The organism is Nocardioides albidus (assembly GCF_006335005.1).
Taxonomy (GTDB): Bacteria; Actinomycetota; Actinomycetes; order Propionibacteriales; family Nocardioidaceae; genus Nocardioides; species Nocardioides albidus.
On record NZ_VDMP01000019.1, the window covers coordinates 35,610 to 62,308 of the forward strand.

The 26,699-nt window shown below is 71.9% G+C and carries 30 protein-coding genes; 16 read left to right on the plus strand and 14 right to left on the minus strand.

Annotated features, from left to right (window positions below; translation table 11 throughout):
- Positions 1-127: 127 nt before the first annotated feature.
- Complete coding sequence (locus tag FHP29_RS06065) at positions 128-1,591, plus strand: glutamate-cysteine ligase family protein (RefSeq protein WP_139621960.1); 1,464 nt, start codon at positions 128-130, stop codon at positions 1,589-1,591.
- Positions 1,592-1,600: 9 nt separating this feature from the next.
- Here the strand turns inward: FHP29_RS06065 and FHP29_RS06070 are convergent, their stop codons facing one another.
- Positions 1,601-2,020, minus strand: a complete 420-nt coding sequence (locus tag FHP29_RS06070) for a hypothetical protein (RefSeq protein WP_139621961.1) — start codon at positions 2,018-2,020, stop codon at positions 1,601-1,603.
- A 113-nt stretch (positions 2,021-2,133) separates the two neighbouring features.
- On the opposite strand from FHP29_RS06070, the gene FHP29_RS06075 reads away from it, so the two are divergent.
- Complete coding sequence (locus FHP29_RS06075) at positions 2,134-2,955, plus strand: sulfurtransferase (protein ID WP_139621962.1); 822 nt, start codon at positions 2,134-2,136, stop codon at positions 2,953-2,955.
- Here FHP29_RS06075 and FHP29_RS06080 read toward each other — a convergent pair.
- The 5 genes from FHP29_RS06080 to FHP29_RS06100 all read right to left on the minus strand — a co-directional run bounded on the left by FHP29_RS06080 (position 2,936) and on the right by FHP29_RS06100 (position 9,102).
- Positions 2,936-4,981 (minus strand): SDR family oxidoreductase, encoded by a 2,046-nt coding sequence (locus FHP29_RS06080; protein ID WP_139621963.1) that lies wholly within the window; start codon positions 4,979-4,981, stop codon positions 2,936-2,938. The two genes, FHP29_RS06075 and FHP29_RS06080, sit on opposite strands and share 20 nt — an antisense overlap.
- A 94-nt stretch (positions 4,982-5,075) precedes the next feature.
- A complete protein-coding gene (gene sepH / locus FHP29_RS06085; protein WP_139621964.1) occupies positions 5,076-6,122 on the minus strand; it encodes a septation protein SepH in 1,047 nt (348 codons plus the stop codon).
- A gap of 56 nt (positions 6,123-6,178) precedes the next feature.
- The gene (locus FHP29_RS06090) at positions 6,179-6,589 is read right to left on the minus strand and encodes a YchJ family protein (protein WP_139621965.1); all 411 of its coding nucleotides are present in this window, start codon (positions 6,587-6,589) and stop codon (positions 6,179-6,181) included.
- The gene (locus tag FHP29_RS06095; protein WP_139621966.1) at positions 6,582-7,907 is read right to left on the minus strand and encodes a D-arabinono-1,4-lactone oxidase; all 1,326 of its coding nucleotides are present in this window, start codon (positions 7,905-7,907) and stop codon (positions 6,582-6,584) included. Before FHP29_RS06095 ends, FHP29_RS06090 begins: the two co-directional genes overlap by 8 nt.
- The gene (locus tag FHP29_RS06100) at positions 7,870-9,102 is read right to left on the minus strand and encodes an MFS transporter (RefSeq protein WP_139621967.1); all 1,233 of its coding nucleotides are present in this window, start codon (positions 9,100-9,102) and stop codon (positions 7,870-7,872) included. Before FHP29_RS06100 ends, FHP29_RS06095 begins: the two co-directional genes overlap by 38 nt.
- Positions 9,103-9,134: 32 nt before the next feature.
- Between FHP29_RS06100 and FHP29_RS06105 the strand changes: the two genes are divergently transcribed.
- The 3 genes from FHP29_RS06105 to FHP29_RS06115 all read left to right on the plus strand — a co-directional run bounded on the left by FHP29_RS06105 (position 9,135) and on the right by FHP29_RS06115 (position 11,484).
- Positions 9,135-10,247 (plus strand): ferrochelatase, encoded by a 1,113-nt coding sequence (locus tag FHP29_RS06105; protein WP_240044342.1) that lies wholly within the window; start codon positions 9,135-9,137, stop codon positions 10,245-10,247.
- Positions 10,244-11,044 carry an inositol monophosphatase family protein gene (locus FHP29_RS06110; RefSeq protein ID WP_139621968.1) on the plus strand — a complete coding sequence of 267 codons (801 nt, stop codon included), beginning with the start codon at positions 10,244-10,246 and terminating at the stop codon, positions 11,042-11,044. Before FHP29_RS06105 ends, FHP29_RS06110 begins: the two co-directional genes overlap by 4 nt.
- 149 nt (positions 11,045-11,193) lie before the next feature.
- Positions 11,194-11,484 carry a DUF4193 domain-containing protein gene (locus FHP29_RS06115; protein ID WP_139621969.1) on the plus strand — a complete coding sequence of 97 codons (291 nt, stop codon included), beginning with the start codon at positions 11,194-11,196 and terminating at the stop codon, positions 11,482-11,484.
- Between the two features lie 77 nt (positions 11,485-11,561).
- Here the strand turns inward: FHP29_RS06115 and FHP29_RS06120 are convergent, their stop codons facing one another.
- Positions 11,562-11,852 (minus strand): DUF4235 domain-containing protein, encoded by a 291-nt coding sequence (locus FHP29_RS06120; protein WP_139621970.1) that lies wholly within the window; start codon positions 11,850-11,852, stop codon positions 11,562-11,564.
- 9 nt (positions 11,853-11,861) lie between these two features.
- Positions 11,862-12,335 carry a DUF3093 domain-containing protein gene (locus FHP29_RS06125; protein ID WP_139621971.1) on the minus strand — a complete coding sequence of 158 codons (474 nt, stop codon included), beginning with the start codon at positions 12,333-12,335 and terminating at the stop codon, positions 11,862-11,864.
- A gap of 136 nt (positions 12,336-12,471) precedes the next feature.
- On the opposite strand from FHP29_RS06125, the gene dut reads away from it, so the two are divergent.
- The 4 genes from dut to FHP29_RS06145 are packed head-to-tail and all read left to right on the plus strand — an operon-like array spanning position 12,472 to position 14,648.
- Complete coding sequence (gene dut, locus FHP29_RS06130; RefSeq protein ID WP_240044359.1) at positions 12,472-12,873, plus strand: dUTP diphosphatase; 402 nt, start codon at positions 12,472-12,474, stop codon at positions 12,871-12,873.
- Between the two features lie 13 nt (positions 12,874-12,886).
- Entirely contained in the window at positions 12,887-13,537 is a 651-nt protein-coding gene (locus FHP29_RS06135) for a DUF3710 domain-containing protein (protein WP_240044343.1), read from the plus strand.
- A gap of 29 nt (positions 13,538-13,566) precedes the next feature.
- A complete protein-coding gene (locus FHP29_RS06140) occupies positions 13,567-13,926 on the plus strand; it encodes an OB-fold nucleic acid binding domain-containing protein (protein WP_139621973.1) in 360 nt (119 codons plus the stop codon).
- Positions 13,923-14,648 (plus strand): DUF3159 domain-containing protein, encoded by a 726-nt coding sequence (locus FHP29_RS06145; RefSeq protein WP_158296492.1) that lies wholly within the window; start codon positions 13,923-13,925, stop codon positions 14,646-14,648. The genes FHP29_RS06140 and FHP29_RS06145 overlap by 4 nt, the downstream gene beginning before the upstream one ends.
- Positions 14,649-14,668: 20 nt before the next feature.
- Here the strand turns inward: FHP29_RS06145 and FHP29_RS06150 are convergent, their stop codons facing one another.
- From FHP29_RS06150 to FHP29_RS06160, 3 genes are read right to left on the minus strand one after another with little or no spacing between them, the layout of a single operon-like run.
- On the minus strand, positions 14,669-15,337 hold the full coding sequence (locus FHP29_RS06150; RefSeq protein ID WP_139621975.1) for a potassium channel family protein: 669 nt from the start codon (positions 15,335-15,337) through the stop codon (positions 14,669-14,671).
- A gap of 14 nt (positions 15,338-15,351) precedes the next feature.
- Positions 15,352-16,002 carry a potassium channel family protein gene (locus FHP29_RS06155; protein ID WP_420813391.1) on the minus strand — a complete coding sequence of 217 codons (651 nt, stop codon included), beginning with the start codon at positions 16,000-16,002 and terminating at the stop codon, positions 15,352-15,354.
- A gap of 40 nt (positions 16,003-16,042) precedes the next feature.
- On the minus strand, positions 16,043-16,990 hold the full coding sequence (locus FHP29_RS06160; protein ID WP_139621977.1) for a helix-turn-helix domain-containing protein: 948 nt from the start codon (positions 16,988-16,990) through the stop codon (positions 16,043-16,045).
- An 84-nt stretch (positions 16,991-17,074) separates the two neighbouring features.
- Here FHP29_RS06160 and FHP29_RS06165 point away from each other — a divergent pair, with 84 nt between their 5' ends.
- From FHP29_RS06165 to FHP29_RS06195, 7 genes are all read left to right on the plus strand, one after another.
- Entirely contained in the window at positions 17,075-17,365 is a 291-nt protein-coding gene (locus FHP29_RS06165; RefSeq protein ID WP_139621978.1) for a hypothetical protein, read from the plus strand.
- Between the two features lie 39 nt (positions 17,366-17,404).
- Positions 17,405-19,441 (plus strand): APC family permease, encoded by a 2,037-nt coding sequence (locus tag FHP29_RS06170; RefSeq protein ID WP_139621979.1) that lies wholly within the window; start codon positions 17,405-17,407, stop codon positions 19,439-19,441.
- Positions 19,438-20,601 (plus strand): class I SAM-dependent RNA methyltransferase, encoded by a 1,164-nt coding sequence (locus tag FHP29_RS06175; protein WP_139621980.1) that lies wholly within the window; start codon positions 19,438-19,440, stop codon positions 20,599-20,601. The genes FHP29_RS06170 and FHP29_RS06175 overlap by 4 nt, the downstream gene beginning before the upstream one ends.
- A 136-nt stretch (positions 20,602-20,737) precedes the next feature.
- The gene (locus FHP29_RS06180; protein ID WP_139621982.1) at positions 20,738-21,457 is read left to right on the plus strand and encodes a helix-turn-helix domain-containing protein; all 720 of its coding nucleotides are present in this window, start codon (positions 20,738-20,740) and stop codon (positions 21,455-21,457) included.
- Positions 21,454-22,176, plus strand: coding sequence for a hypothetical protein (locus tag FHP29_RS06185; protein WP_139621983.1), 723 nt, complete (start codon positions 21,454-21,456; stop codon positions 22,174-22,176). The genes FHP29_RS06180 and FHP29_RS06185 overlap by 4 nt, the downstream gene beginning before the upstream one ends.
- An 86-nt stretch (positions 22,177-22,262) precedes the next feature.
- Positions 22,263-23,063 carry a hypothetical protein gene (locus tag FHP29_RS06190; RefSeq protein ID WP_139621984.1) on the plus strand — a complete coding sequence of 267 codons (801 nt, stop codon included), beginning with the start codon at positions 22,263-22,265 and terminating at the stop codon, positions 23,061-23,063.
- Positions 23,053-23,541, plus strand: coding sequence for a hypothetical protein (locus tag FHP29_RS06195; protein ID WP_139621986.1), 489 nt, complete (start codon positions 23,053-23,055; stop codon positions 23,539-23,541). The genes FHP29_RS06190 and FHP29_RS06195 overlap by 11 nt, the downstream gene beginning before the upstream one ends.
- A gap of 134 nt (positions 23,542-23,675) precedes the next feature.
- Here FHP29_RS06195 and FHP29_RS06200 read toward each other — a convergent pair whose 3' ends face one another.
- The 3 genes from FHP29_RS06200 to FHP29_RS06210 are packed head-to-tail and all read right to left on the minus strand — an operon-like array spanning position 23,676 to position 26,597.
- Complete coding sequence (locus FHP29_RS06200) at positions 23,676-24,479, minus strand: ABC transporter ATP-binding protein (protein WP_139621987.1); 804 nt, start codon at positions 24,477-24,479, stop codon at positions 23,676-23,678.
- Positions 24,476-25,555, minus strand: a complete 1,080-nt coding sequence (locus tag FHP29_RS06205) for a FecCD family ABC transporter permease (RefSeq protein ID WP_205013915.1) — start codon at positions 25,553-25,555, stop codon at positions 24,476-24,478. Before FHP29_RS06205 ends, FHP29_RS06200 begins: the two co-directional genes overlap by 4 nt.
- Positions 25,545-26,597, minus strand: coding sequence for an ABC transporter substrate-binding protein (locus tag FHP29_RS06210; protein WP_205013917.1), 1,053 nt, complete (start codon positions 26,595-26,597; stop codon positions 25,545-25,547). Before FHP29_RS06210 ends, FHP29_RS06205 begins: the two co-directional genes overlap by 11 nt.
- Between the last annotated feature and the right edge of the window lie 102 nt (positions 26,598-26,699).

Below are 26,699 nucleotides of genomic sequence, written 5' to 3' on the forward strand. Positions count from 1 at the left end.
GGGCCACGGGCTGGCGCAGACGCTCGGCTCGCTGCTCCAGGGCGCCGTGCCTCCGCAGGAGTGGGAAGGAGGATTCCCGTGGGACAGGGGGCTGCCAGACCCACCGTCGGCCTTCTAAGGTCGGTGCATGGGAGACGATGTCGCTGCCCAGGAGTTCAGCCCCGCCGACCGGACCCGCTACCGGGAGAAGGTCCGTCGCTGTCTCGACGTCTTCGAGCGGATGCTGCGCGAGTCGGCCTTCGACACCGACGATCCGTGGACCGGGCTGGAGGTGGAGCTCAACCTGGTCGACGGGGCCGGCGACCCGGCCCTGCGCAACACCGAGGTGCTCGCGGCGATCGAGGACCCCGACTTCCAGACCGAGCTCGGACAGTTCAACATCGAGCTCAACATGCCTCCGGGCCCGTTGGCCGGCGGTGGCCTGGAGGGCTACGAGAAGCAGTTGCGGGCCAGCCTCAACCACGCCGAGGAGCGCGCCGCCCCGCTCGGCGCCCACCTCGTGATGATCGGCATCCTCCCGACACTCGCGCCCGAGCACCTGCAGGCCGAGGTGATCAGCGAGAATCCGCGCTACCGGCTGCTGAGCGAACAGATCCTGCGGGCACGCGGCGAGGACATCAACATCGACATCCGCGGCGTGGAGCGGCTCAACACGACGGTCGACACGATCATGCCGGAGGCTGCCTGCACCAGCACCCAGTTCCACGTTCAGGTCAGCCCGGACCAGTTCGCGTCGTACTGGAACGCCTCGCAGGCGATCGCCGGCATCCAGCTCGCCGTCGCGGCCAACTCGCCCTACCTGCTGGGCAAGCAGCTGTGGTCCGAGACGCGGATCCCGCTGTTCGAGCAGGCGACCGACACCCGTGGCGAGGAGCTCAAGGCCCAAGGGGTGCGCCCCCGGGTGTGGTTCGGCGAGCGCTGGATCACCTCGGTCTTCGACCTGTTCGAGGAGAACGTCCGCTACTTCCCGCCGCTGCTGCCGGTGATCGACGAGGAGGACCCGCTCACGGTCCTCGAGGCGGGCGGGACGCCGAACCTGTCCGAGCTGCGCCTGCACAACGGCACCATCTACCGCTGGAACCGGCCGGTCTACGACATCACCGGCGGCCTGCCGCACCTGCGGGTGGAGAACCGCATCCTCGCCGCCGGGCCGACGGTCGTCGACACGGTCGCCAACGCAGCCTTCTACTTCGGGCTGGTCCGGGCACTCGCCGACAACGACCGGCCGCTGTGGTCGCAGATGTCGTTCAGTGCCGCGGAGGAGAACTTCCACAGCGCCGCCCGCCACGGCATCGACGCGGAGGTCTACTGGCCCCAGCTCGGCAGGGTCCGGGCGACCGAGCTGGTGGTCCGGCGGCTGCTGCCCCTCGCCCACGAGGGCCTGGCGGCCTGGGGCGTCGCGGAGGACGAGGCGCACCGCTACCTCGACATCATCGAGCAGCGCTGCCTGGCCGGCACCAACGCCTCCGACTGGTTCACCCGCCGGGTGCAGGCCGAGGGCGATGTCGACCGCTACGACGCCCTGCGCGCCGCGCTCGCCGACTACCGTCAGCGGATGCACGACAACGCGCCCGTGCACACCTGGACCTGACCGACCGCCTCACGGGTCTCGGCGCCGCAGGCGGGTCCACCGCCGCCCCACCCCGGAGCGCGGGTCGTGCCAGGACCTCCGGGTCACCACGACCAGGTCCAGGCGCACCCCCAGCTCGGGACCCGCACAGCCGACGGCAGCGGCCCAGGCCAGGTCCTCGGCGTCGTGCCCCTCGGGGGTCCGGGTCAGCCAGACCAGAGGGACGACGTCGCGGGCGAGGTGGTCGCGGCACATCGCCTCGAGCACCTCCGTGCGCAGGGCCAGGTCGAGCGGCTCCTCGGCGAGGATCGGGAAGGAGCGGACCTCCGCCCCCGGGATCCCGACGTGGAGGGCCGGGCGCAGCTGGCACCGTCCCTCGGTGGCGGCGTGCTCGCGGACCGCGCGCAGGAGCACGCGCTCGAGCATGGTCGGTACCGGCTCGCGGATCATGCGGTGAGCCTGCCCGATCGCCGGCCGACGCGGGGACGTCCTCCACAAGGCCCCCACCTCCAGCCACCTCCAGCCCCGTCCAGTCCCGTCCAGCGCTGGTCTAGCCTCGATCCATGAGGTCGGGCCTGATCAGCGTCGAGGAGCTCCGCGACAGCCTGGAGGAGGTGACCGTCCTCGACGTCCGCTACCGGATGGGCGCGCCGGCCGGATTCGAGGAGTTCGTCGCGGGCCACGTCCCCGGGGCGTCGTACGTCGACCTGGACCGGGCCCTCGCCGCGGCCCCGGGGGAGCGCGGCCGCCACCCGCTGCCCGAGACCTCTGTCTTCGAGGCCGCCATGCGCGCCGCCGGCGTGCGCGGCGACCGGCCGGTCGTGGCCTACGACGACTGGTCCGGGCACGCGGCGGCGCGCTGCTGGTGGCTGCTGCGCTACCACGGGCACGACGACGTGCGCGTGCTCGACGGCGGCTGGAGCGCCTGGCGAGAGGCGGGCGGCGAGGTCGAGACCGGTCCGGGACGGCGGCCCGAGCCCGGCGACCTGACCACGGCGCCCGGGGCGATGCCCGTGGTCGACGTGACCACGGCACTTCGGGCCGGAGTGATCGTCGACGCGCGGGCCGCTGAGCGCTATCGCGGCGAGATCGAGCCCGTCGACCCGGTCGCCGGCCACATCCCGGGCGCCGTCAACGTGCCGACCAGCCGCAACCTCGACGAGCGCGGCAGGTTCCGCGACCCGGCCGCGCTGGCGGCGACGTACGCCGAGGTCGGCGCCGTCCCCGGCGCCGACGTGGCGGTCTACTGCGGGTCCGGGGTGACCGCGGCCCACGACGTGCTCGCATTGGAGCTCGCCGGGGTCGCCGCGGCCCTCTACCCGGGCAGCTGGAGCGAGTGGGTCGCCGACCCGTCGCGTCCGGTGGCTACCAGTGCACGCCCCTGAACAGCTGAGCCATCAGCATCTGCTCGGTCTCGCGGCGGTTGGCGTCCGGCGCCTCCTCGGCGGCGGCGGCCGCCTGTGACGGCGGCTTGTGGCCCTTGGCGGCGGCGGAGTCGGGGAACACCTGGTAGGCCAGGTTGAGGACCCGGAACGCCGTGCGCGGCGCGATCGTGTGCGCCAGCTCGCCGGCGGTGCCGAGCGCGGTGTTGATCTCGTGCGGCTTGTCGACCATCGCCTTGATCACCACGTCGGCGGCCTGGGCCGGGGAGATCGTGGGGAACTTGTCGTAGATCTTGGTGGGCGCGATCATCGGCGTCCGCACGAGCGGCATGTGCACGTTGGTGAAGCTGATCCCGTGCCCGACGACCTCCGAGGACACCACGTTGCTCCACGCGTCGAGCGCGGCCTTCGACGCGACGTACGCCGAGAACCGCGGCGGGTTGGTCTGCACGCCGATCGAGGAGATGTTGACGATGTGGCCCGAGCGCTGCTCGTGCAGCCGCGGCATCAGGCCCATCACCAGCCGGATCGCCCCGAAGTAGTTGAGCTGCATGGTGCGCTCGAAGTCGTGGAAGCGGTCCTGGGACAGCTTGAGCGAGCGACGGATCGAGCGCCCGGCGTTGTTGACGACGTAGTCGACGCTCGGGAGCTCGGTGCTCAGCCGCTCGCAGAGGCGGTCGATGGCCTCGAGGTCGGACAGGTCGCACGCGAACACCTCGGCGCGCCCGCCGCGCTGCTCGATCGTGGCCCGGGTGGCCTCGAGCTTCTCCTTGCCGCGCGCCACGAGCACCGGGATGCCGCCTGCCTGGGCGACCTTGAGCGCCACGACCTGACCGATGCCGGACGAGGCGCCGGTGATGACGACGTACTTGTCCTTGAGCGCGGCCACGGCCTTCGGGTCGCGCCCGGTGGTGTCGTCGAGGTTCTCCTCCCAGTAGCCCCACAGGGTGCGCACGTAGGACTCCAACGGGGGCACGCTGATCCCCGAGCCGGCCAGCGCCTTCTCGGTGATCCGCGAGTCGAAGACCGACGGGAACGACGTGTGCGCCAGCGCCTCGGCGGGCAGACCGAGGCGGCCGACGGTCTGCTCGAGGATCAGCTGGGCAGGGGCGGTCCGGATGACCGACGTCATCAGGTTCAGCGGACGCAGCCGGGCCGGGAGCATCCCGAAGGGCCCGGCGGTGGTCATGCCGCGACCGACCGGGGTGGCGAACCGGGGAGCGCCGGCCGCCGCGCAGAACGCGTTGATCATGTCGATGACCGGCTGCGGCTCGGGGTTGACGAGGTGGAACGCCTCGCCGTCGCGGCCGGGCAGGTGCGCGAGGTGGTCCATCGCCTTCGCCACGTAGTCGACGGGCACCACGTTGGTGTCGCCGAGGTCGAGGCCCACCAGCGGCAGCCATGCGGGCAGCGAGTCACGCAGTCGCTTGATCAAGGGGAACAGGTAGTAGGGGCCGTCGATCTTGTCCATCGCGCCGGTCTCCGAGTGGCCGACCACGATCGCGGGACGGTAGACGCGCCACGGCACGGCCGCCTGGTCGCGCACGATCTTCTCCGACTCGTACTTCGTCCGGTGGTACGGCGAGGGCAGCGGCTGGCCCTCCTCGAACATCGTCTCGTCGAACCGGCCGTGGTAGTCGCCCGCCGCCGCCACCGAGGACACCTGGTGGAAGCAGCCCGCGCTCAGCGCCTCGGCGAGGGAGAGCGCGTTGCGGGTGCCCTCGATGTTCATCGCGTCGTTCGTCGCGTCGTCCGCGGTGATGTCGTAGATCGCGGCGAGGTGGAAGAAGTGGTCGATCGTGCCGGCGTGCTCGCCGACCCAGGCCTCGTCGACACCGAGTCCGGGCTGGCCGAGGTCGCCGACGACGGGCTGCACCCGGTCGGAGCCCCACTGGCGGATCAGCGCCTCCATGCGGCCCAGCGACGAGGCGCGGCACAGGACGTAGATCGGACCCTCGCGGTGGTCGATCAGCTCATCGATGAGGAAGCGCCCGATGAAGCCGGTGGCGCCGGTGACGAAGTAGGACATGCGCGCACGCTACGCGCTTTTGCGGGACCACGGGAGACTCGGTTACTTGCCGGTAACGAGATGTCCCTCACAGGCCCGCCGGGCGGCCGGGGCGCTACTGGTCGCCGCCGCCGAACATGATCTCGTCCCAGCTGGGCACCGAGGCCCGGCCGCGCTTCTTCTGCACCGGCCGGCGGTGCTTGGCGCGCTCCGCCTCGGCCCGCGCCGCCTCGGCGGCCTCGTCGCGCTCGCTCGCGTCGTCCGGCTCCTCGGCGCTCTCGCCGGTCCTCTCGGCGGTCCTCTCGGCGGGGCGAGCCGCGAGCGGCTCCGCGGCCTCGCCGGCCACGAGGTCGAGGGCCTGGTCGACGGAGAGATCGACAGAGCGGTCTGCAGTGGCGTCGGCGACCGTCTCGGGGGCCGGTCCGCCGAGGTCGCCGAGCTCGCCGAGCGGCAGCTCCTCGGGTACGGCGGCCAGCCGGCGCTCGCGCACCTGCTGGAGGTCGTCGCGGGTGGGCGGCGCGCTGGGCGCGAGCACCTCGCCGATCAGCCAGCGGGCGTCGTCGTTGTCGGAGAGGACGTAGTTGCCGGGCGCGTCGTAGGTGAAGCGCGCGACGCCTCCGCGCTCGGAGGTCTCGAAGGTCCCCGTCAGCACCCAGCGCCCGGTGTCGCGCCGGTAGGCGTCCCAGGCGACCGCCTCGGGGTCGACGCCGCGCCCGCGCAGGTGGGCGGCCACCGCGTCGCCGAGGACCCGGCTCTGCGTGCCGCTCGGCCCGCCGCCGGCCTCGCCCGGCGTGCGGCGTACCGACGCCTTCTGTGCCCGCCCGGCGATGTGCTCGCGCTCGGCGAGCACGGGCGCGACGTAGGGCATGATCGCCTCGACGGTCGTGCCGGCGGCCTCGGCCACTGCCTCCGCGGTCTCGCCGGACCGGATCCGGATCTGGATCTCGCGGGGCCGGATGCTGCTGCTCATCGGTGTCTCCATTCGACGCGGTGAGTCGCCGCGCACGGCTGCGCGCAGGTCGGGTGTGATGTCGAGGGTGAACTCACTGCCCTGGTCGTCCACGAGGAGCAGGCGCCGACGGTCGGCCGCCGCGGACTGGCCGGTGGCGAGGGACAGGCGCACGGGGCGGTCGGTGCCGCCCTGGTCCGCCGTGTCGGTCATCGTGCCCTCGGGTCGTGTGCCTGTGCTCGTTCGTCTGCTGAGGTTATCGCTCGAGCCTACGCCCTCCACCGGGCCCGCCCGCGCACGTAGAGCCAGGTGTCGCCCTGCCTGCGGAAGCGGCTGATCTCGTGCAGCGACCCGGGCACGCCGTCGCGGGTGAACCGGGCCACGAACTCGACCATCCCGCGGCGCTCGTCCGGTCCGCCCGCCTGGGTGGCCAGCACCTCGAGCCCGGTCCAGGTGATCCGGTCGTCGAGGCGGAGCGAGGGCGGCTGGGTGGCCGGGTGCCAGGTGTGCAGGAGGTACGACGCGAGGCCCTTGACGTTCGCCGAGTAGCGCGAGCGCATCAGCGCCTCCGCCGTGGGCGCGGACCCGGGCGTGCGGTGGTAGCGGCGGCAGCACTCGTCGTAGGTCTGCCCGGAGCCGCAGGGACAGTCGGGTCGCCGGGGAGGCTGCGGATCAGGCACCGAGCACCCGCTCGAGGTAGGCGTTGGCGAAGACCCGGTCGGGGTCGAGCCGCTCGCGCAGCGTGAGGAAGTCGCCGAGCCGCGGGTAGAGCCCGGCGAGATCGTCCGCTGCGAGCGTGTGCACCTTGCCCCAGTGCGGGCGACCCGCGTGCGCGCGCATGATCGGCTCCATCAGGGCGAAGTAGGCGCGGTGGTCGGCTCGCCGGTGGGTGTGGAAGGCGAGGTAGAGCGAATCTCGCTCGTAGGACGTCGACAGCGGCACGTCGTCGGCGGGTGCGACCCGGATCTCGACCGGGAAGGACACGGTGAGTCCCGACCGCTCGAACGCGGTGCGGCACTCGCGCAGCACCTCGAGGCCCGTCTCGCGCGGGACGGCGTACTCCATCTCCCGGAACACCACGCGTCGCTCGGTGGTGAAGACACGGTGCGCGATGTCCGTGTACGTCCTCGGGCCGAGCAGGCGTGAGGCGAACCGGTTGGCGGCGGGGATCGCGCGGGGGAACGCGTTGAGGGCGGCGGTCTGCGCGCCGAAGACGGCGTTGGACAGCAGGTCGTCGTCGAGCCAGGCCCGCCAGCGCGGCAGCGGCTCGGCCGCCGACAAGTCGGTGCCCGCCCGGGGGTTGCGCTTGGTCAGCATCCGGTCGGAGTGGGGGAACCAGTACATGTCCACGTGGTCGTGCTCGGCGGTGAGGTCGTCGAAGGCCGCGAGCGCGTCGGTCCACGTCATCGGCCGCTCCTCGGCGCGGAGCAGGAACAGCGGCTCCACGGCGAAGGTGATCGTGGTCAGCACGCCCAGCGCGCCCAGGCCGACGCGGGCCAGGTCGAGGACGTCGGCGTTCTCGGTGGCCGAGGCGCGCACCGTCTCGCCGGTGCCGGTGACGAGTTCGAGTCCGACGACCTGCGCGGCCAGTCCCGCCGCCCGCCCGCCGGTGCCATGGGTGCCGGTGGAGATGGCGCCGGCGAGCGTCTGCTCGGCGATGTCGCCCATGTTGTGCAGGCTCAGGCCGAGATCGTCCAGCTCGGCGTTGAACGCCTTGAGCTGCGTGCCCGCCAGCGCCGTGACGGTCATCGCGTCGCGGTCGACGGCGACGATCCCCCGCATCCGCTCCGGGAGCAGGTGGACGTGCCGCGGGGTCGCGATGCCGGTGAAGCTGTGACCGGTCCCGGCGCTCTTCACCGTGCGCCCGGCGGTCCGCGCGCTTCGTACGACCTCGGCGACCTCGGCGGCGTCGGCGGGCCGCACGACCTCGAGACCGGTGGCCGACTCGAGGCCGGACCAGTTACGCCAGCTCGTCGGCGCGGTCTGCGATGTGCTCATGGGGAGGCACGCTATCCGGCGATCCGGGCACTCGGATGAGCAGCGCGCCGACGAGGGCCAGCGCGCCGCCGAGGACGCAGACGAGGTACGCCGGGGAGGCGCCCGCCTCGTCGATGACGATGCCCGAGACGGCGGCCCCGGGCGCGAGACCGACGCCGAGACCGGTCTGGATGAAGGCCATGCCCTCGGTGAGCCGGGTCGGCGGAAGCACCCGCTCGGCCAGCGACATCGTCGCGATCAGGGTGGGGGACACGGTCACCCCGCCGACGAGGAGGACGACGGCCATCACCGGCAGGTTGGGGACCAGGGGGAGCGGCAGCGCGGCGAGCATCATGCCGAGGGCCCCGATCCGCAGCCGGGCCAGGGGTCCGCGCCGCCACGTGATGGCGCCCGAGACGACCCCGGCGAGGAGGCTGCCGAAGGCCCAGATCCCCAGCATCACGCCGGCCAGGGACTGGTGTCCCTGCTCGTCGGCGAAGGCCACGGTCACCACCTCCGCGGCGCCGAACACGACGCCGAGCGCGGCGCCGACGAGGGTGAGCGGCACGATCGCGGCCCAGGGCATGGGGGCTCGCGCGGTCCGGTCGCCCGCGCGGGGATGGGCGGGCGGCTCGGTCCGGCGCTGGGCGGCGAAGGCGTAGGTCCCGACCAGACCGACGGTCAGAGCCGCCCACAGTCCGGCGGCCGGGTGCACGCTCGTCGCCAGCAGGGTCACCGCGATCGGTCCCATGAGGAACACGGTCTCGTCGGCCACGGCCTCGAACGAGAAGGCCGTGTGCAGCCGGGACGGCCGGTCGGCGAGGGCATGCGACCAGCGGGCTCGCACGCAGGTGCCGACCGAGGGCAGCGCGGCGCCGGCGAGCACCGCGAAGGCGTACGTCGACCACGTCGGCCAGTCCCACGACAGCGAGCCCATCGTCAGCGCGAGACCGACGCCCCACAGCGTGATCGCGATCGGGAGGACGCGGCCCTGTCCGGCCCGGTCGAGCAGGCGGCCCTGCACGATCGCGAAGCAGGCGTTGGCGACGAGCGCGACGGCCGACACGGAGCCGGCGAAGCCGTAGGAGCCGGTCTCGTGCTCGGCGAGCAGGACGATGCCGAGGCCCACCATGGAGATGGGCAGCCGGGCGACCAGCCCGGTCAGGCTGAAGAGCGCCGTGGCGGGCGTGAAGATCTGGCGATAGGTCTGCAACATGCTGCGTCCATCGTCCTCCCTACGATGGGCGCGTGCCCAATCCACACCCGACCACGTCCGTCGAGCCGGTGCCGACCGTGCCCTACGACGCACTCCTGCTGCTGTCCTTCGGCGGCCCGGAGCGTCCCGAGGACGTCGTGCCGTTCCTCGAGAACGTCACCCGCGGACGCGGCATCCCGCGCGAGCGGCTGGAGGAGGTCGGTCGGCACTACTACCTGTTCGGCGGCCGCTCGCCGATCAACGACCAGAACCGGGCGCTCATCGCCGCGATCGAGAAGGACCTGGCCGAGCACGGCCTCGACCTCCCGGTCTACTGGGGCAACCGCAACTGGGAGCCCTACGTCGCCGACACCGTCGAGCAGATGGCCCGCGACGGCGTGCGTCGTGCGCTCTGCCTGGCCACCTCGGCGTACTCGTCCTGGTCGAGCTGTCGCCAGTACCGCGACAACCTGGCCGACGCGCTCGCCGCCGTCCCGGCGGACCTCGTCGCGCCCCAGGTCGACAAGGTCCGCGCCTTCTACAACCACCCCGGCTTCGTGGCCGCCAACGTCGACGGCGTCCTCGCCGCGCTGGCCGACCTCCCCGACGAGGTCCGCGACGCGGCCCGGCTGGTGTTCGTGACCCACTCGATCCCGGTCTCGATGAGCGAGGCGAGTGGGCCCGACGGCGGCGCCTACGTCTCCCAGCACCTCGACGTCGCCGCCGTGGTCGCCGACCAGGTCGCCGCGGCGACGGGCGCGACGCGGACCCACGAGTTCGTCTACTGCTCCCGCTCGGGATCGCCGCACGTCCCGTGGCTGGAGCCGGACGTCAACGACCGGCTCGAGGAGCTCGCCGCCGAGGGGGTGCCCGCGGTGGTCCTCGTCCCCGTCGGCTTCGTGTCCGACCACATGGAGGTCGTCTACGACCTCGACACCGAGGCGCTGGCGACCGCCGAGCGGCTGGGCATCGAGGCGCGGCGGGCGGCCTCCGCCGGCACCCATCCGGCCTTCGTGGCCGCGATCCGCGAGCTGGTCCTGGAGCGCGCCGCCCGTGAGCGGGGCGAGGACGTCCCGCGTCCGGCCGTCGGGGCCCGCGGACCGTCGCACGACTGCTGCCCGGCCGGCTGCTGTCTCGGCGAGCGCGCGAGCGCGGCGCGCTCGTGACGTCCGCGAGCGACCCGGCCGAGCTGCGCGCCCTGGCCGAGGAGGTCGCCCGCGCGGCCGCCGTCCTGGTGCGCGAGCACGCCGTCGCGGGGGTGTCCGTGGCGGCGACGAAGTCCAGCGACGTCGACGTCGTGACCGCGGCCGACCGGGCCTGCGAGGAGCTGATCCGCCGGCTGGTGCTCGAGCGTCGGCCCGGCGACGCCTTCCTCGGGGAGGAGGGCGACGACGTCGCCGGCACGAGCGGGGTCCGTTGGGTCGTCGACCCCATCGACGGCACGGTGAACTTCCTCTACGGCATCCCGGAGTACGCCGTCTCCATCGCCGCCGAGGTCGACGGCGAGGTCGTCGCGGGCGCCGTCCTGGACGTCGCCAAGGACGTCCTCTACTCCGCCCACGCCGGTGGCCCGCCCACCCGCGACGGCGTCGCGCTGGCCGTTCGCCACCCGGCGCCCCTGGCACACCGGCTCGTCGCCACCGGCTTCAACTACACGCGTCCGGTGCGGGAGATCCAGGCCGCGGCCGCGGCCCGCCTGCTCCCGCACATCCGCGACATCCGGCGTACCGGGTCCTGCGCGCTCGACCTGTGCCGGGTGGCCGAGGGCGCCCTGGACGGCTATGTCGAGGAGGGCGTCCACCTGTGGGACCACGCCGCCGCCGGCCTCATCGCCCGGCTCGCCGGGGCCCGTGTGCTCGTGACGACCGGCGCGGGCGGGCAGGAGGCCGTCGTGTGTGGCCCCGAGCACGGCTTCGACGAGCTCCTCGCCGCGGTCCGGGCCGCAGGATTCCTCCGGGAATAGCCCGGGAATAGGACGGCGCCGGTCGCCGTTCTGGCGACGCACACCGACCCGGGTGTCGCGAAGTGGCACCGATGGTGCACAATCTGCCGCGCCCGTCCGCACGCTTCCCGTGCGGGTGGCGGCCAGCTGAGGGGAGAGAGCAACCAGTCATGGCGACTGACTACGACGCACCGCGCAAGAACGAGGACGAGCAGTCCGAGGAGAGCATCGAAGAGCTCAAGGCGCGCCGCCACGACAAGAACTCCGGCAAGGTCGACGAGGACGAGGCCGAGGCCGCAGAGTCGTTCGAGCTGCCCGGGGCAGACCTGTCCCACGAGGAGCTCGCCGTCGAGGTGAAGCCCAAGCAGGACGACGAGTTCACCTGCATGAGCTGCTTCCTGGTCCACCACCACAGCCAGCTGGCGGATCCGAAGAAGATGATCTGTCGAGACTGCGTCTGACGCTACCGCTGACGACGCCGAGCGCCACCCGAAGTCTCGGGTGGCGCTCGGTGTGCTTTTGCTCGGTGTGCTTCTGCTCAGGCGTTGCCGTGACGCAGGCCCGGGGGCAGGTGACCGGTCGAGCGCAGGTAGTAGTTCGCGGCCCGGCGCTGCGCCAGCATCTTGGCGAGCGCCACGAAGGTGCCGCTCGCGGCCGCCCAGGCCACGGCCTCCCACACGTCGACATCGGGGTCCGCGGGGTTCTCCGGCGGCTGCTTGCCCGTCGCCGCCCGCCAGCTGGTGTCCAGCCCCTTCTTGGCCAAGGCGGCGGCGCCGAGCGCCGCGGCGAGGGAGAAGACCGACCAGACCTTGGAGCTGTCCTTTGCCATGGACCGAGCCTACTGGTGCTGGGTCCGGACGGCGTTGAGGGCGCCGGCCAGGGCGCGCGGGTGGCGTGAGCTGACCAGCCAGTACGGCGCCGGGTCGGCCGGGTCGGTGATCTCCACCTTGACCGACTCGCGCAGATAGGGGCGCAACAGCAGGTAGGCGCGCGCGTCGGCCTCGGGTCCCGAGACGCGCCGGGTGCGCTCCGCGTCGAGCGCCTCGGCGGCGCCGACGTACGTCATCTCGATGCGCGCCCGGCCGGCGCGGAACCAGTCGTCCGACACCACGAGCCGCGCACTGCCGTAGGACCGCAGCCAGGCGGCCATCGCGACCAGCACCAGGCCGGTGACCGCCCAGGCCAGCCACGCGGCGTGCCCGATGAGCGCGACGATGAGGGTCAGCCACAGCGTGGCGACGAGCATCGTGCCCTGGGCCCACCAGCGCAGCGGGACCCTCAGCCGCTCCTGGTAGCTCGCACTCTCGCTCACGGGGAGGATGATCCCATCCGGGCCGCAAGCCCTGGTCGCTAGGGTCCTACCCGTGCCCGACCCGAGACCCGACCCGAGAGATGAGCGCGCCGAGGACCTGGTGATCGCTGTCCAGCAGCTCGACCCGGGGCTGCCCCTGCCCTCCTACGCCCATCCGGGCGACGCGGGAGCCGACCTGGTCGCCGGCGTCGACGTCGACCTCGCGCCGGGGGAGCGGGCGCTGATCCCCACCGGGATCGCGATCGCGCTGCCCGAGGGCTACGTCGCGTTGATCCACCCCCGCTCCGGTCTGGCCGCCAAGCACGGCCTCTCCATCGTGAACACCCCGGGAACCGTCGATGCGGGCTACCGTGGAGAGATCAAGGTGCTGCTGATCAACCACGACCCGGTGGAGGCGATCACGCTGCGCCGGGGGGACCGCATCGCCCAGCTGGTGCTCCAGCGGGTGGAGCGGGCCCGGTTCGAGCCGGTGACCGCCCTTCCGGACAGCGTGCGTGGCAGCGGCGGCTACGGTTCGACCGGAGGATTCCGGCAGTGACGAGGAGGACACAGTGAGGCTGCGGCGCAAGGCTGCCGACCCGGCGGTCGAGGACGCGGTGGACGAGCCCGCGACCGGCGACCACGGGGAGCCCGAGATCGACCTGTCGGCCGGACCCTTCGACGTCGACGACGTCCCCGACGACGGGGTCGCCCGGCTCGACCTCGGCTCCCTGCTGGTCGCGCCGTCGGGCGACCGCGAGCTGCGGGTGCAGGTCGACGAGAAGTCCGGTGCCGTGCGCGCCGTCCTGTTGGCCGACAACGCCGGGGCGCTCGAGCTCCGTGCCTTCGCCGCGCCCCGCCACGGAGACCTGTGGAGCGAGATCCGCCCCCAGATCGCCGCCGACGCCGCCCGCCGGGGCGGCACCGCCACCGAGCGCGAGGGCCGCTTCGGCACCGAGCTGGTGTGCGAGGTGCAGATGACCCGCGCGGACGGCGCCACCGGGACCCAGACCTCGCGGGTCATCGGGATCAACGGACCGCGCTGGCTCCTGCGCGCCACCCTGCTCGGCGACCCGGCTCGCGACCCCGAGGCGGCGGACTCCTGGGAGGCCGCCATCGCCCAGGTCGCCGTACGCCGGGGCGCGCACGCCATGCCCGTCGGCGAGCAGCTGCCCCTGTCCCTGCCCGAGGGCGCGACGCCCCGGGCCGTCTCGGCGACCTGATCCAGGACGGACGGGAGACGGGCGAGACGATGCGCACCAAGAGCCGGCTGCGGCGCACGATCAGCAAGTGGGCGAACCCCGACGAGGCCGAGGCCCGCGACCTCCGCAAGACCTTCAGCGGCAGCGGGGTGGTCTGCATCGGTGAGGCGCCCGACCGCGAGCCCGTGCGCCTGCGCGGCACCCTGCGCACGGTGACGCTGCGCCCCCGGGGCGGAGTCCCCGCCCTCGAGGCGGAGCTGTACGACGGCACCGGGACGGTCACCGTGATCTGGCTCGGCCGGCGGCGGATCGCCGGCATCGACCCGGGACGCGCGCTCGAGGTGAGCGGACGGGTCGGGACGCAGGACGGCGCTCGCATGCTCTACAACCCCCGATACGAGCTGCTGTGAGCTCCCCGGAGAGCACCACGATCGGGGTCGACACCGTCGAGGCCCTCGTACGCCGGCAGCTCGCCGGCGCCATCGGTGGCCGGCGGGGGGCGATCGAGGCCGCGCTGCCCGGCGTCGTGTTCACCGCGATCTGGCTGCCGACCAAGCAGACCGGGCCGGCGCTCGTCGCGGCGGGAGCCGTCGCCGTCATCGCCCTCGTCCTCCGGCTGGTCCAGCGCTCCTCCACGCAGTACGTGTTCAACGCGATCTTCGGCCTGGCCGTCAGCTGGGTGTTCGTGCGGTGGGCGCAGAGCTCGGGCGGCGACGCGTCCGACCAGGCGCTGGCCTACTTCCTGCCCGGCATCCTCTACAGCGGCGCCTACACGATCGTGCTGGCGGCGTCGTGCCTGTCGGGCTGGCCGATGCTGGGCTTCATGCTCGGCGTCGGCACCGAGGACCCGCTCGAATGGCGCCACAACAAGCAGGTCGTCCGCCTGTGCAGCCGGCTCACCTGGGTGATGATGGCGCCCGGTGCCGTCGGCGTCGCCCTGCAGGGGCCGATCTGGCTGCTCGGCCACCACGACGTGATCCGGCCCGAGCTCGCCGTCACGATCATCGCGGTGCTGCGGCTCGGCCTCGGCTGGGCGCTGCGGATCGCCGCGTTCTCGCTGATGTTCTGGCTGCTCGCCCGCAACGCCACGCCTCTGGAGGCTGTCGCGGGCGAGCCTGCGGTCGACGACTAGGGGACTGGGGGACCAGCGGACTAGGGGTGCGCCCCGGGCGCGAGCAGCCGCTCCAGCTCGTCCTCGGCCTCGGCGGGCACGACGAACAGCAGCTCGTCGCCGGACTCGACCGGCTGCTCCGGCGTCGGGACGTAGACCTGGCCGTCGCGCAGGATCGAGACCAGCGCGCAGTTCTCCGGCAGCGGGATCAGCCCGGAGGCCTTGCCGACGTACGGCGAGTCGGCCGGTAGCACCATCTCGACGAGGTTGGCGTTGCCCTTGCGGAAGGTGAACAGCCGCACGAGGTCGCCGACGCTCACGGCCTCCTCGACGAGCGCCGACATGATGCGCGGGGTCGAGACGTTGACGTCCACCCCCCACGCCTCGGTGAAGAGCCACTCGTTGTTGGGGTGGTTGACCCGGCCGACGGTCCGAGGCACGCCGAACTCGGTCTTCGCGAGCAGGGCGGTCACGAGGTTGGCCTTGTCGTCGCCGGTCGCCGCGATGACGACGTCGCAGCGGTCCAGGCGTGCCTCCTCCAGCGAGGAGAGCTCGCAGGAGTCGGCCAGCAGCCACTCGGCGTCCGGCACCCGCTCCGGGCGGATGGAGGAGGGGGACTTGTCGATGAGCAGGACCTCGTGGCCGTTCTCGATCAGCTCGCGGGCGATCGATCGGCCGACCGCACCTGCTCCGGCGATGGCGACGCGCATCTGTCCTCTTCCCCTCAGCCCTCGTGCTCGGGCCCGCGGCCGAGCACCTCGTAGGTCTGGTCCGCGGTCTGCTCCCGGGTGACCAGGTGGAGGCGGTCGCCCTCCTGGATGACGCTGTCGCGGTCGGGCAGGACGCCCTCGCCGAGGCGGTCGATCCAGGCGACCCGGCAGCGGGCCTGCTCCTGGAGCTGGCCCACGCGCGCCCCCACCCACACCTCGGGCGCGGGGATGTGGTCGACCCGGATCGTGCCCGACGGGTCGCGGAAGTCGGGCTCCGCGCCGGCAGGCAGGATCCGGCGCAGGACCTGGTCGGCGGTCCACTTCACCGTCGCCACCGTCGTGATCCCGAGACGCTGGTAGACCTCCGCGCGGCCCGGGTCGTAGATGCGCGCGACGACCTGCTGGATCCCGAAGGACTCCCGGGCGACGCGTGCCGCGATGATGTTGGAGTTGTCGCCGCTCGAGACCGCCGCGAACGCGTCGGCGCGCCGGATGCCGGCCTTCTCCAGGACCTCCTGGTCGAAGCCGATCCCGGGGATCTTGTCGCCGTTGAACCCCGGCCCCAGCCGGCGGAAGGCGTCCGGCTCGCTGTCGATGATCGACACGGTGTGGTTGCGGTCCTCGAGGCTGCGCGCCAGGGTCGAGCCGACCCGGCCGCATCCCATGATCACGACATGCACGTGTGCACGCTATAGCAGCGACGACTCAGGTTCCGAGCGCCCTCGCGAGGAGCACCTGGCGACTCGGCGAGCCGGTCTTCGCGAGCACGGCCTTCATGTGGTCCTCGGCCGTGGTGCGGGCGACGACGAGACGCTCGGCGATGGCGGGCGTGCCGAGCCCCAGCAGGGCCATGTCGAGCACCTCCGTCTCGCGCGGCGACAGCCCGTGGACGCGGGCGAAGAGGTCGGTGCGCTCGGCAGCCGTCGACGGGGAGATGGCGACGGCGATGTCCGCGCCGAGCCGGGCGGCCCGGACCGTCACCCACCGGTTGCCGCCGAGGTGGACCCGCGCCGACGGGTCTCCCGGCCAGCGGCCCGCCTCGACGGCGATCAGCGCCGCCGCGGTGTTGTACGCCGCCGCGGGGATGGGAGCCATCGGCTCGTCGGGCGGCAGGAGGTGCAGCAGCGCCTCGGCCGCCGCGTCGGTCTGGTCGCGCACATGGAGGTCGTCGCCGAGCACGACGACGCCGGGCGGGACCGGGGCCAGGCCGGCGTCCCGGGCGGCGAAGGTCCGGGCGGAGGCAGCGCGCAGTCCGCGGGTGACGGCGGGCGCCAGTCGCTCCAGCAGTGCGCGGTCCTGGGCGTCGTACCTGCCCCCGGTGTGCCACAGCTCCAGCCACCCCCAGGTGCCGTGACGGTCCGCGAAGGTGACGAAGGCGGTGTCGGTGACCCCGAACCGTGCCAGCACGCCGTGCCACTGCGTCCGGTCCGGGGTGAGGTAGCGGGCCCGGATCAGGCCGGGGAGCTCGGGCCACGGCAGCATGGGGACGGTCGCATGCGGCGAGCTGGCGACGCCGGTGACCGGGTCGGTCAGGGCGAACACGTGCCCGCCGAAGGCCAGCCGCTCACCGATCAGTGCGATCAGGCGCTCGCGGAGCCGACGGTCGGTCGAGTCGCCGGAGCACGCGCCCTCCACCCGGACGAGCAGGTCCATCCGCAGAGCGTAGTGGTGACCGACCCGCACGGACCCCCGAGCTCGGGGATGTTCGGGGACCGCGGCGGCGCGCAGGCTGGTCGCATGTTCACTCTCCACGTCGACAACACCGTCCATGACTTCGATTCCTGGAAGGAGGTCTTCGACCGCTACGAGGACTTCCGGCGCTCCCGCGGGGTCCGCTCCTACCGGGTGGTCCGCGCCGCCGACGACCCGCAGCGGGTCCTGGTGGACCTCGACTTCGACGACGAGGCGACGGCCGTCGCCTTCCGCGGCGCCCTCGACAAGGTGTGGGCCTCCCCGGCCTCGCGCGAGCAGCTCGCCGCCCACCGCGAGCCCATGCTCCTCGACGTGGTGGTGCAGCGGACGCTCTGATGGGCCCGCGCCCGCCGCCATGCCCTACCGTTGTCGCTCGTGGGTGTCGGAGACGTATCGAAGCGCATCCTCCTCGGCCGCAAGCTGCGGAGTGCCCAGCTGGGGGAGACGCTGCTTCCCAAGCGGATCGCGCTACCGGTCTTCGCCAGCGACGCCCTGTCCTCGGTGGCCTACGCGCCGGACGAGGTCTTCATCATGCTCGGCATCGCCGGTGCGTCGGCGTACGCGTGGTCGTGGAAGATCGGTCTCGCCGTCGCACTGGTGATGTTCACCGTCGTCGCCTCGTACCGGCAGACCGTGCACGCCTACCCCAGCGGTGGCGGCGACTACGAGGTGGCCACGGTCAACCTCGGTCGTACGGCGGGCATCACGGTCGCGAGCGCCCTGCTCGTCGACTACGTGCTCACCGTCGCGGTGTCGATCTCCTCCGCCGCGCAGTACGCCGCCGGCGCCATCCCGTCGCTGATCGGGCACGAGGCCACCGTCGCCTCCGTCGCCGTCATCATCCTGACCGCCCTCAACCTCCGCGGCGTGCGGGAGTCGGGCACGTTGTTCGCCGTCCCGACCTACCTGTTCATGGCGGCGATCCTCGGCATGGGCGGCTACGGCCTGCTCCGCCTGCTCAGCGGGTCGCTACCCGACGCGGAGAGCGCGGACCTGCGCATCCTCCCCGAGGAGGGCTGGGAGGGGCCCCTCAACCAGATCGCGCTGATCTTCCTCCTCGCCCGGGCGTTCTCCTCCGGATGCGCTGCGCTGACCGGTGTCGAGGCGATCTCCAACGGCGTGCCGGCGTTCCAGCGACCGAAGAGCAAGAACGCGGCGACGACCCTGCTGCTGCTCGGCCTGATCGCCGTCAGCATGCTGATGAGCATCATCCTGCTCGCCAACGAGATGCGGATCCGGTACGTCGACCCGCACGCGCTCGACCAGCTTCGCACCGCCGGCGGTGACGCCGTTCCCGAGGGCTACCAGCAGCATCCCGTGATCTCGCAGATCGCCAACGGGGTCTTCGACCACTTCTCGCCGGGCTTCTACTTCGTCGTCACCGTGACCGGCATCATCCTCGTGCTCGCCGCCAACACGGCGTTCAACGGGTTCCCGGTGCTGGGCTCGATCCTGGCGCGCGACGGCTTCGCCCCGCGGGCGCTCGGCGCCCGCGGCGACCGGCTCGCCTACAGCAACGGCATCGTGTTCCTCGCCGTGATGGCGATCGTGCTGATCGTCCTGTTCGACGCCCAGACGACGAAGCTGATCCAGCTCTACATCGTCGGTGTCTTCGTCTCCTTCAACCTCAGCCAGCTCGGCATGATCCGGCACTGGACGCGGCACCTCGCCACGGAGAAGGACGCCGGCGAGCGCCGTCGGATGCAGCGCTCGCGGGCGATCAACACCTTCGGGCTCGGGCTGACGGCCGTGGTGCTCGTGATCGTGCTGATCACGAAGTTCCTGGCAGGAGCCTGGATCACGATCCTGGCGATGGGCTTCTTCTTCGCGGTGATGAAGGCGATCAAGAAGCACTACGACAACGTCGAGCGCGAGCTCGCCGCCGACGAGACCGACAAGGCGCTGCCCACCCGGGTGCACGCCATCGTGCTGGTCTCCAAGCTGCACAAGCCGACCCTGCGGGCACTGGCGTTCGCGAAGGCGACGCGGCCCAACGCGCTCGAGGGCGTCTACGTCTCGGTCGACCAGAAGGACACCGCGCGGCTGCTGGAGGAGTGGGACGACCGCAACACCGGCATCCCGCTCAAGGTGCTGCACTCGCCGTACCGCGAGGTCGTCAAGCCGATCGTCGAGTACGCCTCCGCGATCCGCCGCGCCAACCCGCGCGGGGTCGTCGCGGTCTACATCCCGGAGTACGTCGTGGGCCGCTGGTGGGAGCAGTTCCTGCACAACCAGACCGCCCTGCGGCTCAAGGGCCGCCTGCTGTTCAGCCCCGGTGTCATGGTCATCTCCGTGCCCTACCAGCTGCGCTCCTCCGAGATCGCGCTCGAGCGCGAGGAGCGCGACGAGCAGCGGGTGCACGCCGGCGACCTGCGCCGCGGCCGGGCCCGCGACCGGAACGGGCGTCGGTGAGCCGTCCGCCCGCACGCGGGCCGCGAGGACAGGGCAGGCGCCCGCGCACCCGCACCGCCCGCGGCGCTTCGGCGGTCGGCCGCCGCTTCGAGACCGAGGTCGGCCCGGTCGCCCACGGCGGACACTGCGTCGCCCGGGTCGAGGACCGCGTCGTGTTCGTGCGCCACGCCCTGCCCGGCGAGCGGGTGATCCTGGAGATCACCGAGGGCACCGAGGGTGACAAGTTCTGGCGCGCCGACGCCGTCGAAATCCTGACCGCCTCGCCGGACCGGGTGAGCGCGCCGTGCCCCTACGCCGGACCCGGCCTGTGCGGCGGGTGCGACTTCCAACATGTCGCCGTGCCCGCCCAGCGCGAGCTCAAGGCCGCGGTGGTGCGTGAGCAGCTGCGCCGCCTGGCCGGGCTCGATGTGGACGTCACGGTGGAGGCCGTCCCCGGCGACCAGGACGGGCTGCGCTGGCGCACCCGCCAGCGGTACGTCGACCTCCCCGGCGGCGGTCGGGCCATGCGCAAGCACCGCTCCCACGACGTCGTCCCCGTCGAGGAGTGCCTCCTCGAGGCGCCGGGCGGGCCGTCGTACGACGTGCGGGGGAGAGCCTTCGAGGTGGCCACCGCGCCGGATGAGGGAGCGAGCTTCTGGCAGGTCCACCCGGGCGCCCCCGAGGCGCTCGTGGGCGCCGTCCTCGCGGCCCTCGACCCAGAGCCCGGGGAGAGCGCGCTCGACCTGTATGCCGGCGTCGGACTGTTCAGCCGCTTCCTGTCCGAGGCCGTGGGCCCGACCGGTCGGGTGGCCGCGATCGAGGGCGACCCGACGGCGTCCGCGCTGTCGGAGCGCAACTGCCCGGATGTCCTCGCCCGCGCGGGCGACGTCTCCTCGGTGCTCGCCGAGGGCCTGCCCGCCGAATGGGGCCACGCCGACCTCGTCGTCCTCGACCCGCCCCGGGCCGGCGCCAAGCGCGCCGTCGTCGAGCACGTCGTCGCCCGCGGACCGCGCGCGGTCGCCTACGTCGCCTGCGACCCGGCCGCCCTGGCCCGTGACGTCGCGATCTTCGCCGAGCACGGCTACCGGCTGACGTCGCTCCGGGCCTTCGACCTGTTCCCGATGACGCATCATGTCGAGTGCGTCGCGCTGCTGGTGAGAAGCGGCTCTGAGGTGCGGTGATGCGATTCGGGGCCTCGGTGCCGGACCCTCAGCACCGGCCATGAGGCTCACCTTGGGCTCCGCTTGAACCCGGCCTTGGGGACTTCAGACGTCGAAGACTGTTTCACAATCCTTGAAACTCTTCTAGGATTGTGTGATGGGGGCAATCAGCGTTGCAGAGGCCGCGGAGCGGCTGGGCGTGAGCGTGTCCCGGGTCCATCAGCGCATCGCTGACGGCTCGCTGGTTGCTCAGCGCATCGGATCCCAGTGGGTGGTCGACGAGCGTTCTCTCCTGCGAATCCAGGAGCGGAGCAAAGCGGGGCGCCCGCTCTCGGACCGGTCCGCTTGGGCCGTCATCGCGGTTTCGGAGAAGGATCGTGACCGGCTGCACCCGAGTGTGCCGGCAGCATCGGCCCGCGCCCGGATGCGGCTGAAGCGGCTGCTCGAGCCCGCCCTTGAGCCCATAGTCGGCGAGGAGGCGGTGCGTGAGCTGGCGGTGTCGCTCAGATCGATGCTCCGCAACCGTGCTCAGCGGCGTCCGTTCCGTGCGGCGTCGGCTGACCTGGGAGATCTCAGCGCTGACGATCGCTGGGCGATGGTCGTCGACCTCGGAGCCAGCGGCATCGCGTCGGCAGATGTCGAGGGGTACCTCGCCGAGTCCGGTGTGGACGGAATCGTGAAGGACTACCTCTTGGTCGACGCAGACCGAGACCCGAACGTCGTACTCCACGTCATCCCTGACGGACAGCATCCGTACCCGGACTCGCGGCTCCGACTCGCTGCCGATCTCGCTGAGCATCGCGGGCCGCGCGAGGAAGCGCGGGCAGCGGAGCTGCTGCACGAGCTGGCGTTGGAGTGGAAGGCCGAGGAGCGATGATCGTCCTGCCGGCCATGCCGCCGGAGCAGACCGCCTCCTGGCTGGGCCTGCTGGACTTGCACGAGCAGCTCGCAGAGGGCTGGACGCTGATCGGTGGTCAGCTCGTCCACCTGCATTGCGCCGAGCGTGGGCAGTTCCCGGTGCGTCCGACCAACGACGCAGACACGGTGATCGACGTGCGCGCGGACCCCAGGATGTTGGCCACGTTCACCGGGGTCTTGACCGACCTCGGGTTCACGTCGGCTGGCATCTCGGCTGAGGGACTCCAACATCGCTGGGTCCGAGGTGACGCCTCGATCGACGTACTCCTGCCTGACGGCATCGGCGAGCGTGCGAGCCTTCGCCCGGGAGTCACGGGAAGTCCCACCCTCCCGACGGCCGGCGGGACGCAAGCCCTGCGGCGCAGCGAGACCGTCGCGGTCACGGTCGCTGGCCGCGAAGGGTCGGTACGCCGTCCCAACCTCGTTGGTGCGCTCGTCGGCAAGGCGGCGGCTCTCAGCAACGCGGGCGACGCCGGCCTCGGCCGCCACCGGCGCGACTTCCTCCTCCTCGCGGGGCTGCTCACGGCCCGCGACTTCCGAAGCGAGGAACTCACCAGGAAGGACCGCCAGCGGTTGCGGGCGATGGTTGCCGCGGTCCACAAGGACCGGGCGCTCCTCCTCGAAGTTCCGAACGCCGGGGTCGCCCTCGATCGGCTGGTCACGGCGGGGGAGTTGTAGCCCGGCCCGCCGGGCCCGACCGCGCGCCTTGAGTCTCAGCTGCGATCTTCGTTGGAACTGTCGGACCCAACTGAGACGGTCGGTCCATGAGCAAGATCCGCGCCTCGGTCGGCGACGCGTCGTGGGCCATTCCGCGAGGTTTGGGGCGCTTCGCCTACGACCTGGCAATCGAGCTGTCGGGGGAGAGGAAGCCGCGGATCCTGATTTCCCAGATCTATGACCGCCCTGGCTCGGGAGGGCCGCACGACGACACCTCGCCCGACCTCGCCGCAGAGTGCCTGAGTGAACTCGCGGGGGTGGATCTTGGCCTTCGGGTGTGCGACATCGTCGACGTAAAGCGGGATGTGGTGGTCGTTCGGGTTCCATTCCCGGGACACATTCCGGTCAGTCACGCCAGCCCAGATCGGGCCGAACTTTGGTACGGCTCGCTGAAGCTCCTGCGGGACACGCCCGAACACCGCGTGCCCTTCAGGTCGATCATCGACGGCGGCAGCGAGTTCGTCCAAGCTGCGGTCGTTGGCACCCCGGAGCTTGTCGTGATGCGGGCCGTCGGCCCGGATGAGCAGTCCGACGAAGTTCTCGCCAGCGTTCGTGAGTATGCGGCCGCGCCAGAGGCGGCGGACCAGATGCATGACTGGTATCGCGTCGAGCGTGGTGCGGAGCACCGGGCGCCCGAGCTGCAGGCGGTGTGCGAGCGAGGGGTTGTGACGCCCACTCGCGTGGAGAGCGAGAACGGCGTGGTGCCGCACGTGCGGATCGACCGCGCAACGGTTTCGGTTCGCGAGCACTACGACCACCTGATCGATGTCCTCTTCGAGGTCTTCAACCACGCAGTAGCCGAGCGATTGTCCGTGCGATGGGGAGTGGAGCGCAACGATGGGTCTTGATGCGTACGTTCCCTGTCGCTGTTTCCAGAACGGTTTGACGAAGCCAGCGCCGTTCGAGCTCGAGCTCGATGTCGAATCCGGCCATCCGGATCTTCGAGATCATGGCAACTCGTCGCTGTGGGAGGCATACAACAGCTGGGAGGCGACGGCGTGTGAGCACGAGGGCTTCGATTACGACGGCGACTGGATGCAGAACTGGTCCGGCGTTCGGCGCTTCGGCGACATCGTTACGACGCGTGCGCGCACCATCTGCCCCAACCTGGTCGGGGAGTGGGCCTACGTCGGCAACGGAGGCCATGTCCCGCTCGATGTCTGTGTTGTCATGGCTGCCGAAGCGGAGGAGCTTGAGCGGGTGCTTCGCGAGGACTCCGCGTGGATCGCCTCCGAAGATTCGGGTTGGGTCCTCGACCTCATCGCGAGACTGCGGCGGCTCCTGCGCGCTGCCGTTGTAGCAGGCACGGCGCTCCATTGGTGCTAGCAAGGGCCTCTCGTTTGGCGGCTTCGTCGAGTGCGTGGCGCTGCTGGAGAGGGCCGGCTCCGACCTGCGGCGGAGCGAGGAGTGCTGAGGGCGTCGGACCGGCACGTCGAGGTCGTGCTCAACGGCGCTCCGGCTCAGGTCGCGGTCATCGGGACGCCGCCTGGCTGTTCGCATCGCGAGGGCATCGCGAACGAGATCGTGATCCTGCCCGTGACGTCGTCGTGGCTGACCTCGGCCTCCACCTCGTAGACAGCTCTGATCAGCTGGGGGGTGAGGACCTCTGCGGGACGGCCGGCCGCCGCTGCACGCCCGTGATGGAGGACGATGACGGTGTCGCAGAACATCGCGGCCAGGTTCAGGTCGTGGATGGCCACGATGCTGGTCACGTCCAGGGTGCGGACGAGATGCAGGAGGTCGAGCTGGTGGCGGATGTCGAGGTGGTTCGTCGGCTCGTCCAAGAGCAGCTCGCGGGGCTCCTGGGCCAGGGCGCGGGCGATGTGGGCGCGCTGGCGCTCGCCGCCGGAGAGGGTCCGCCACATGCGGTCGGCCTTGTCGGTGAGCCCAGCCCGTTCGAGGGCGGCGCGGATGGCCCGGTCGTCGTCCCTGGACGCTCCCCAGGCGCTCCGGTGCGGGGTGCGGCCGAGCCGGACGACGTCGTACACGGTGATGTCGGTGTCGGTCTCGGCGTGCTGGGTGACGGCGGCGACCTTCTTGGCGACCGCGCGTCGGCCCTGCGCTCCGATGGGCTCGCCGTCGAGGAGCACCGAGCCTGAATCGGGCCGGGCAGCGCCCTGGAGCAGTCGCAGGAGGGATGACTTCCCTGACCCGTTCGGGCCGAGCAGGCCGACGGTCTCGCCCGGCCGCGGGGTGAGGGTGACCTCGTCGACGACGAGCACGCCGCCGCGACGCCAGGAGACCCGGTCCGCGTGGAGGGTCATGCGCCGGCCCCCCGCCGCAGCAGCAGTGCGACGAACACCGGTACGCCGACGAGCGCGGTGCCGACGCCCACGGGCAACGGCGTCGGCTGGAAGGCGACCCGGGAGACCGCGTCCACCCACACCATGAAGATCGCGCCGAGGACCGCAGACGCCGGGATGACCCGGGCGTGGCGCTGGCCGAACATCAGTCGGGCGGCGTGCGGCAGGACCAGGCCGACGAAGCCGATCGCGCCGGCGACGCTGACCAGGGTCGCGGTGAGCAGCGCCGTCAGGACCAGCAGTACGACGCGGGTGCGGACGACGTCGATGCCCAGCGACGACGCGAGGTCCTCACCGAACGCGAACGCGTCGAGCGCCTGCAGGTAGAACAGGGCGACCACGATCCCGACGGCCGAGGCCGTGACGGTGACGGTGACGTCGTCCCAGCGGACGCCCTCCAGCGAGCCGAGCAGCCAGAACATGACTCCGCGGGTCTCGTCGGAGTCGGCGAACGCGAAGATCATCAGCGACGTGAGGGCGGAGAAGAGCTGCGTGCTCGCGACACCGGCGAGGACGACCGCGGCCGTTCCTCCGCTGGAGTAGCGGGCGAGCAGCATCACCAAGGCGAACGCGGCCAGCGCTCCGATGAATGCCCCTCCCGACAGGCCGATCGCCGTACCGCCGAGGCCGAAGAGGCCGATCATGACGGCACCGGTCGATGCGCCGGAGGAGACGCCGAGGATGAACGGGTCGGCGAGGGGGTTGCGCAGGAGCGACTGCAGGATCGCACCGCACACGCCGAGGCCCGCACCGCAGGCGGCCGCGACGAGGGCCCGCGGCAGTCGCTCCTGCCAGACGATCGCGTCCTCGGAGAGGCGCACGGGGATGTCGGTGAGGTGCAGGTGGTTCGTGATGACGTCGCGGACATTGACCAGCGAGACGTCCGCAGGGCCGAGGGTGACGGCCACCCCGACGGAGATCAGCAGGACGACGACACCGGCGAGCGCGGACAGCACGGCGAAAGCGACCCGGCGGCCGGGTCGGCGTACCTCCTGGGTGGAGGCGACCGGTCGCTCAGCGACGAGGTCAGCGCTCACCGGACACGCATCCGCCGGAGTCACGCGTCCAGTCCCGGATCTTCTCGAGCCCGTCGACGTACCGGATGCTGGGGTTCATCTCCGCACCGTGCAGGGCGATGAAGCAGTCGTCGCGCACGGCGTCGAGCGTGCGGGTGAGCGCGTCGGACCGGAGGAACTCGATCTTGTCGTCGAGGCGGTCACCGGGGAACCGGTCGCGCTTGAGGTCGCCGAGCACGAGGACCTGCGGGCTCTTGTCGACGACCGACTCCCATCCGACGGCCGGCCAGTCCTGACTGGTGCCGGCGTACACGTTCTTCATGCCGGTGAGGTCGGCGAGCAGGGACGGGGCGCCGAACCCTCCGGCGACGTAGGGCGTGCGGGTGTCGGCGAACCAGAACATCACGGTCTTCCCCTGCAGGTCGACACCCTCGAGGGCGGTCGCGGTCCGGGCCTCGAGCTCCGCGACCAACTGCTCCCCGCGGTCGGGCACGTCGAAGATCGCCGCCAGGTCGCGGATCTCCTGGTAGAGCGAGTCCACCGTCAATGGCCGGGTGCGGGTGCCACCGCCGTTGATGCTGACTCCGTCCTCGCAGTCGGTGGGGGAGAGGTAGGCGGCCAGACCGGTCTCCGCGAGTCGGTCGCGCGAGGCCACGCCGCCCTCCTCGTTGTAGTGGCGGCCGAAGGACGCGCTGACGAAGTCGGGGTCGGCGTCGAGCAGCACCTCGTACGTCGGCGCGTTGTCGGCCAAGCGGTGGACTCGCTCGTTCGCGTCGGCGAGGGAGGGCAGGACGGGATCGGTCCAGGACGCCGTGCCGGCCATCTGCTCCTCCAGTCCGAGTGACAGGAGGATCTCCGTGGAGTTCTGGTCGAGGGAGACGGCGCGCTGAGGAGCGCGCTCGATCGTGAGCTCGCGACCGCAGTTCTCGATGGTGAGCGGATACTTCGTCTTCCCCTCGCCCTGCACGGCTTCGCGATCGTCGTGCACGGCTTCGGATGCTCCGCACCCTGACAGCAGCAGCGCGAGGAGCGACGTGGCCGCCAGGCCCGAGAACCGATTCATGGACTGCATGACAGACGTCTGTCTCTTTCGCCGGAGAGTTGAATAGCCAAGGCTAGCCTTGCCTCAGAGGTGGTGGCGAACCGCCGATCCCACGAGATGAGA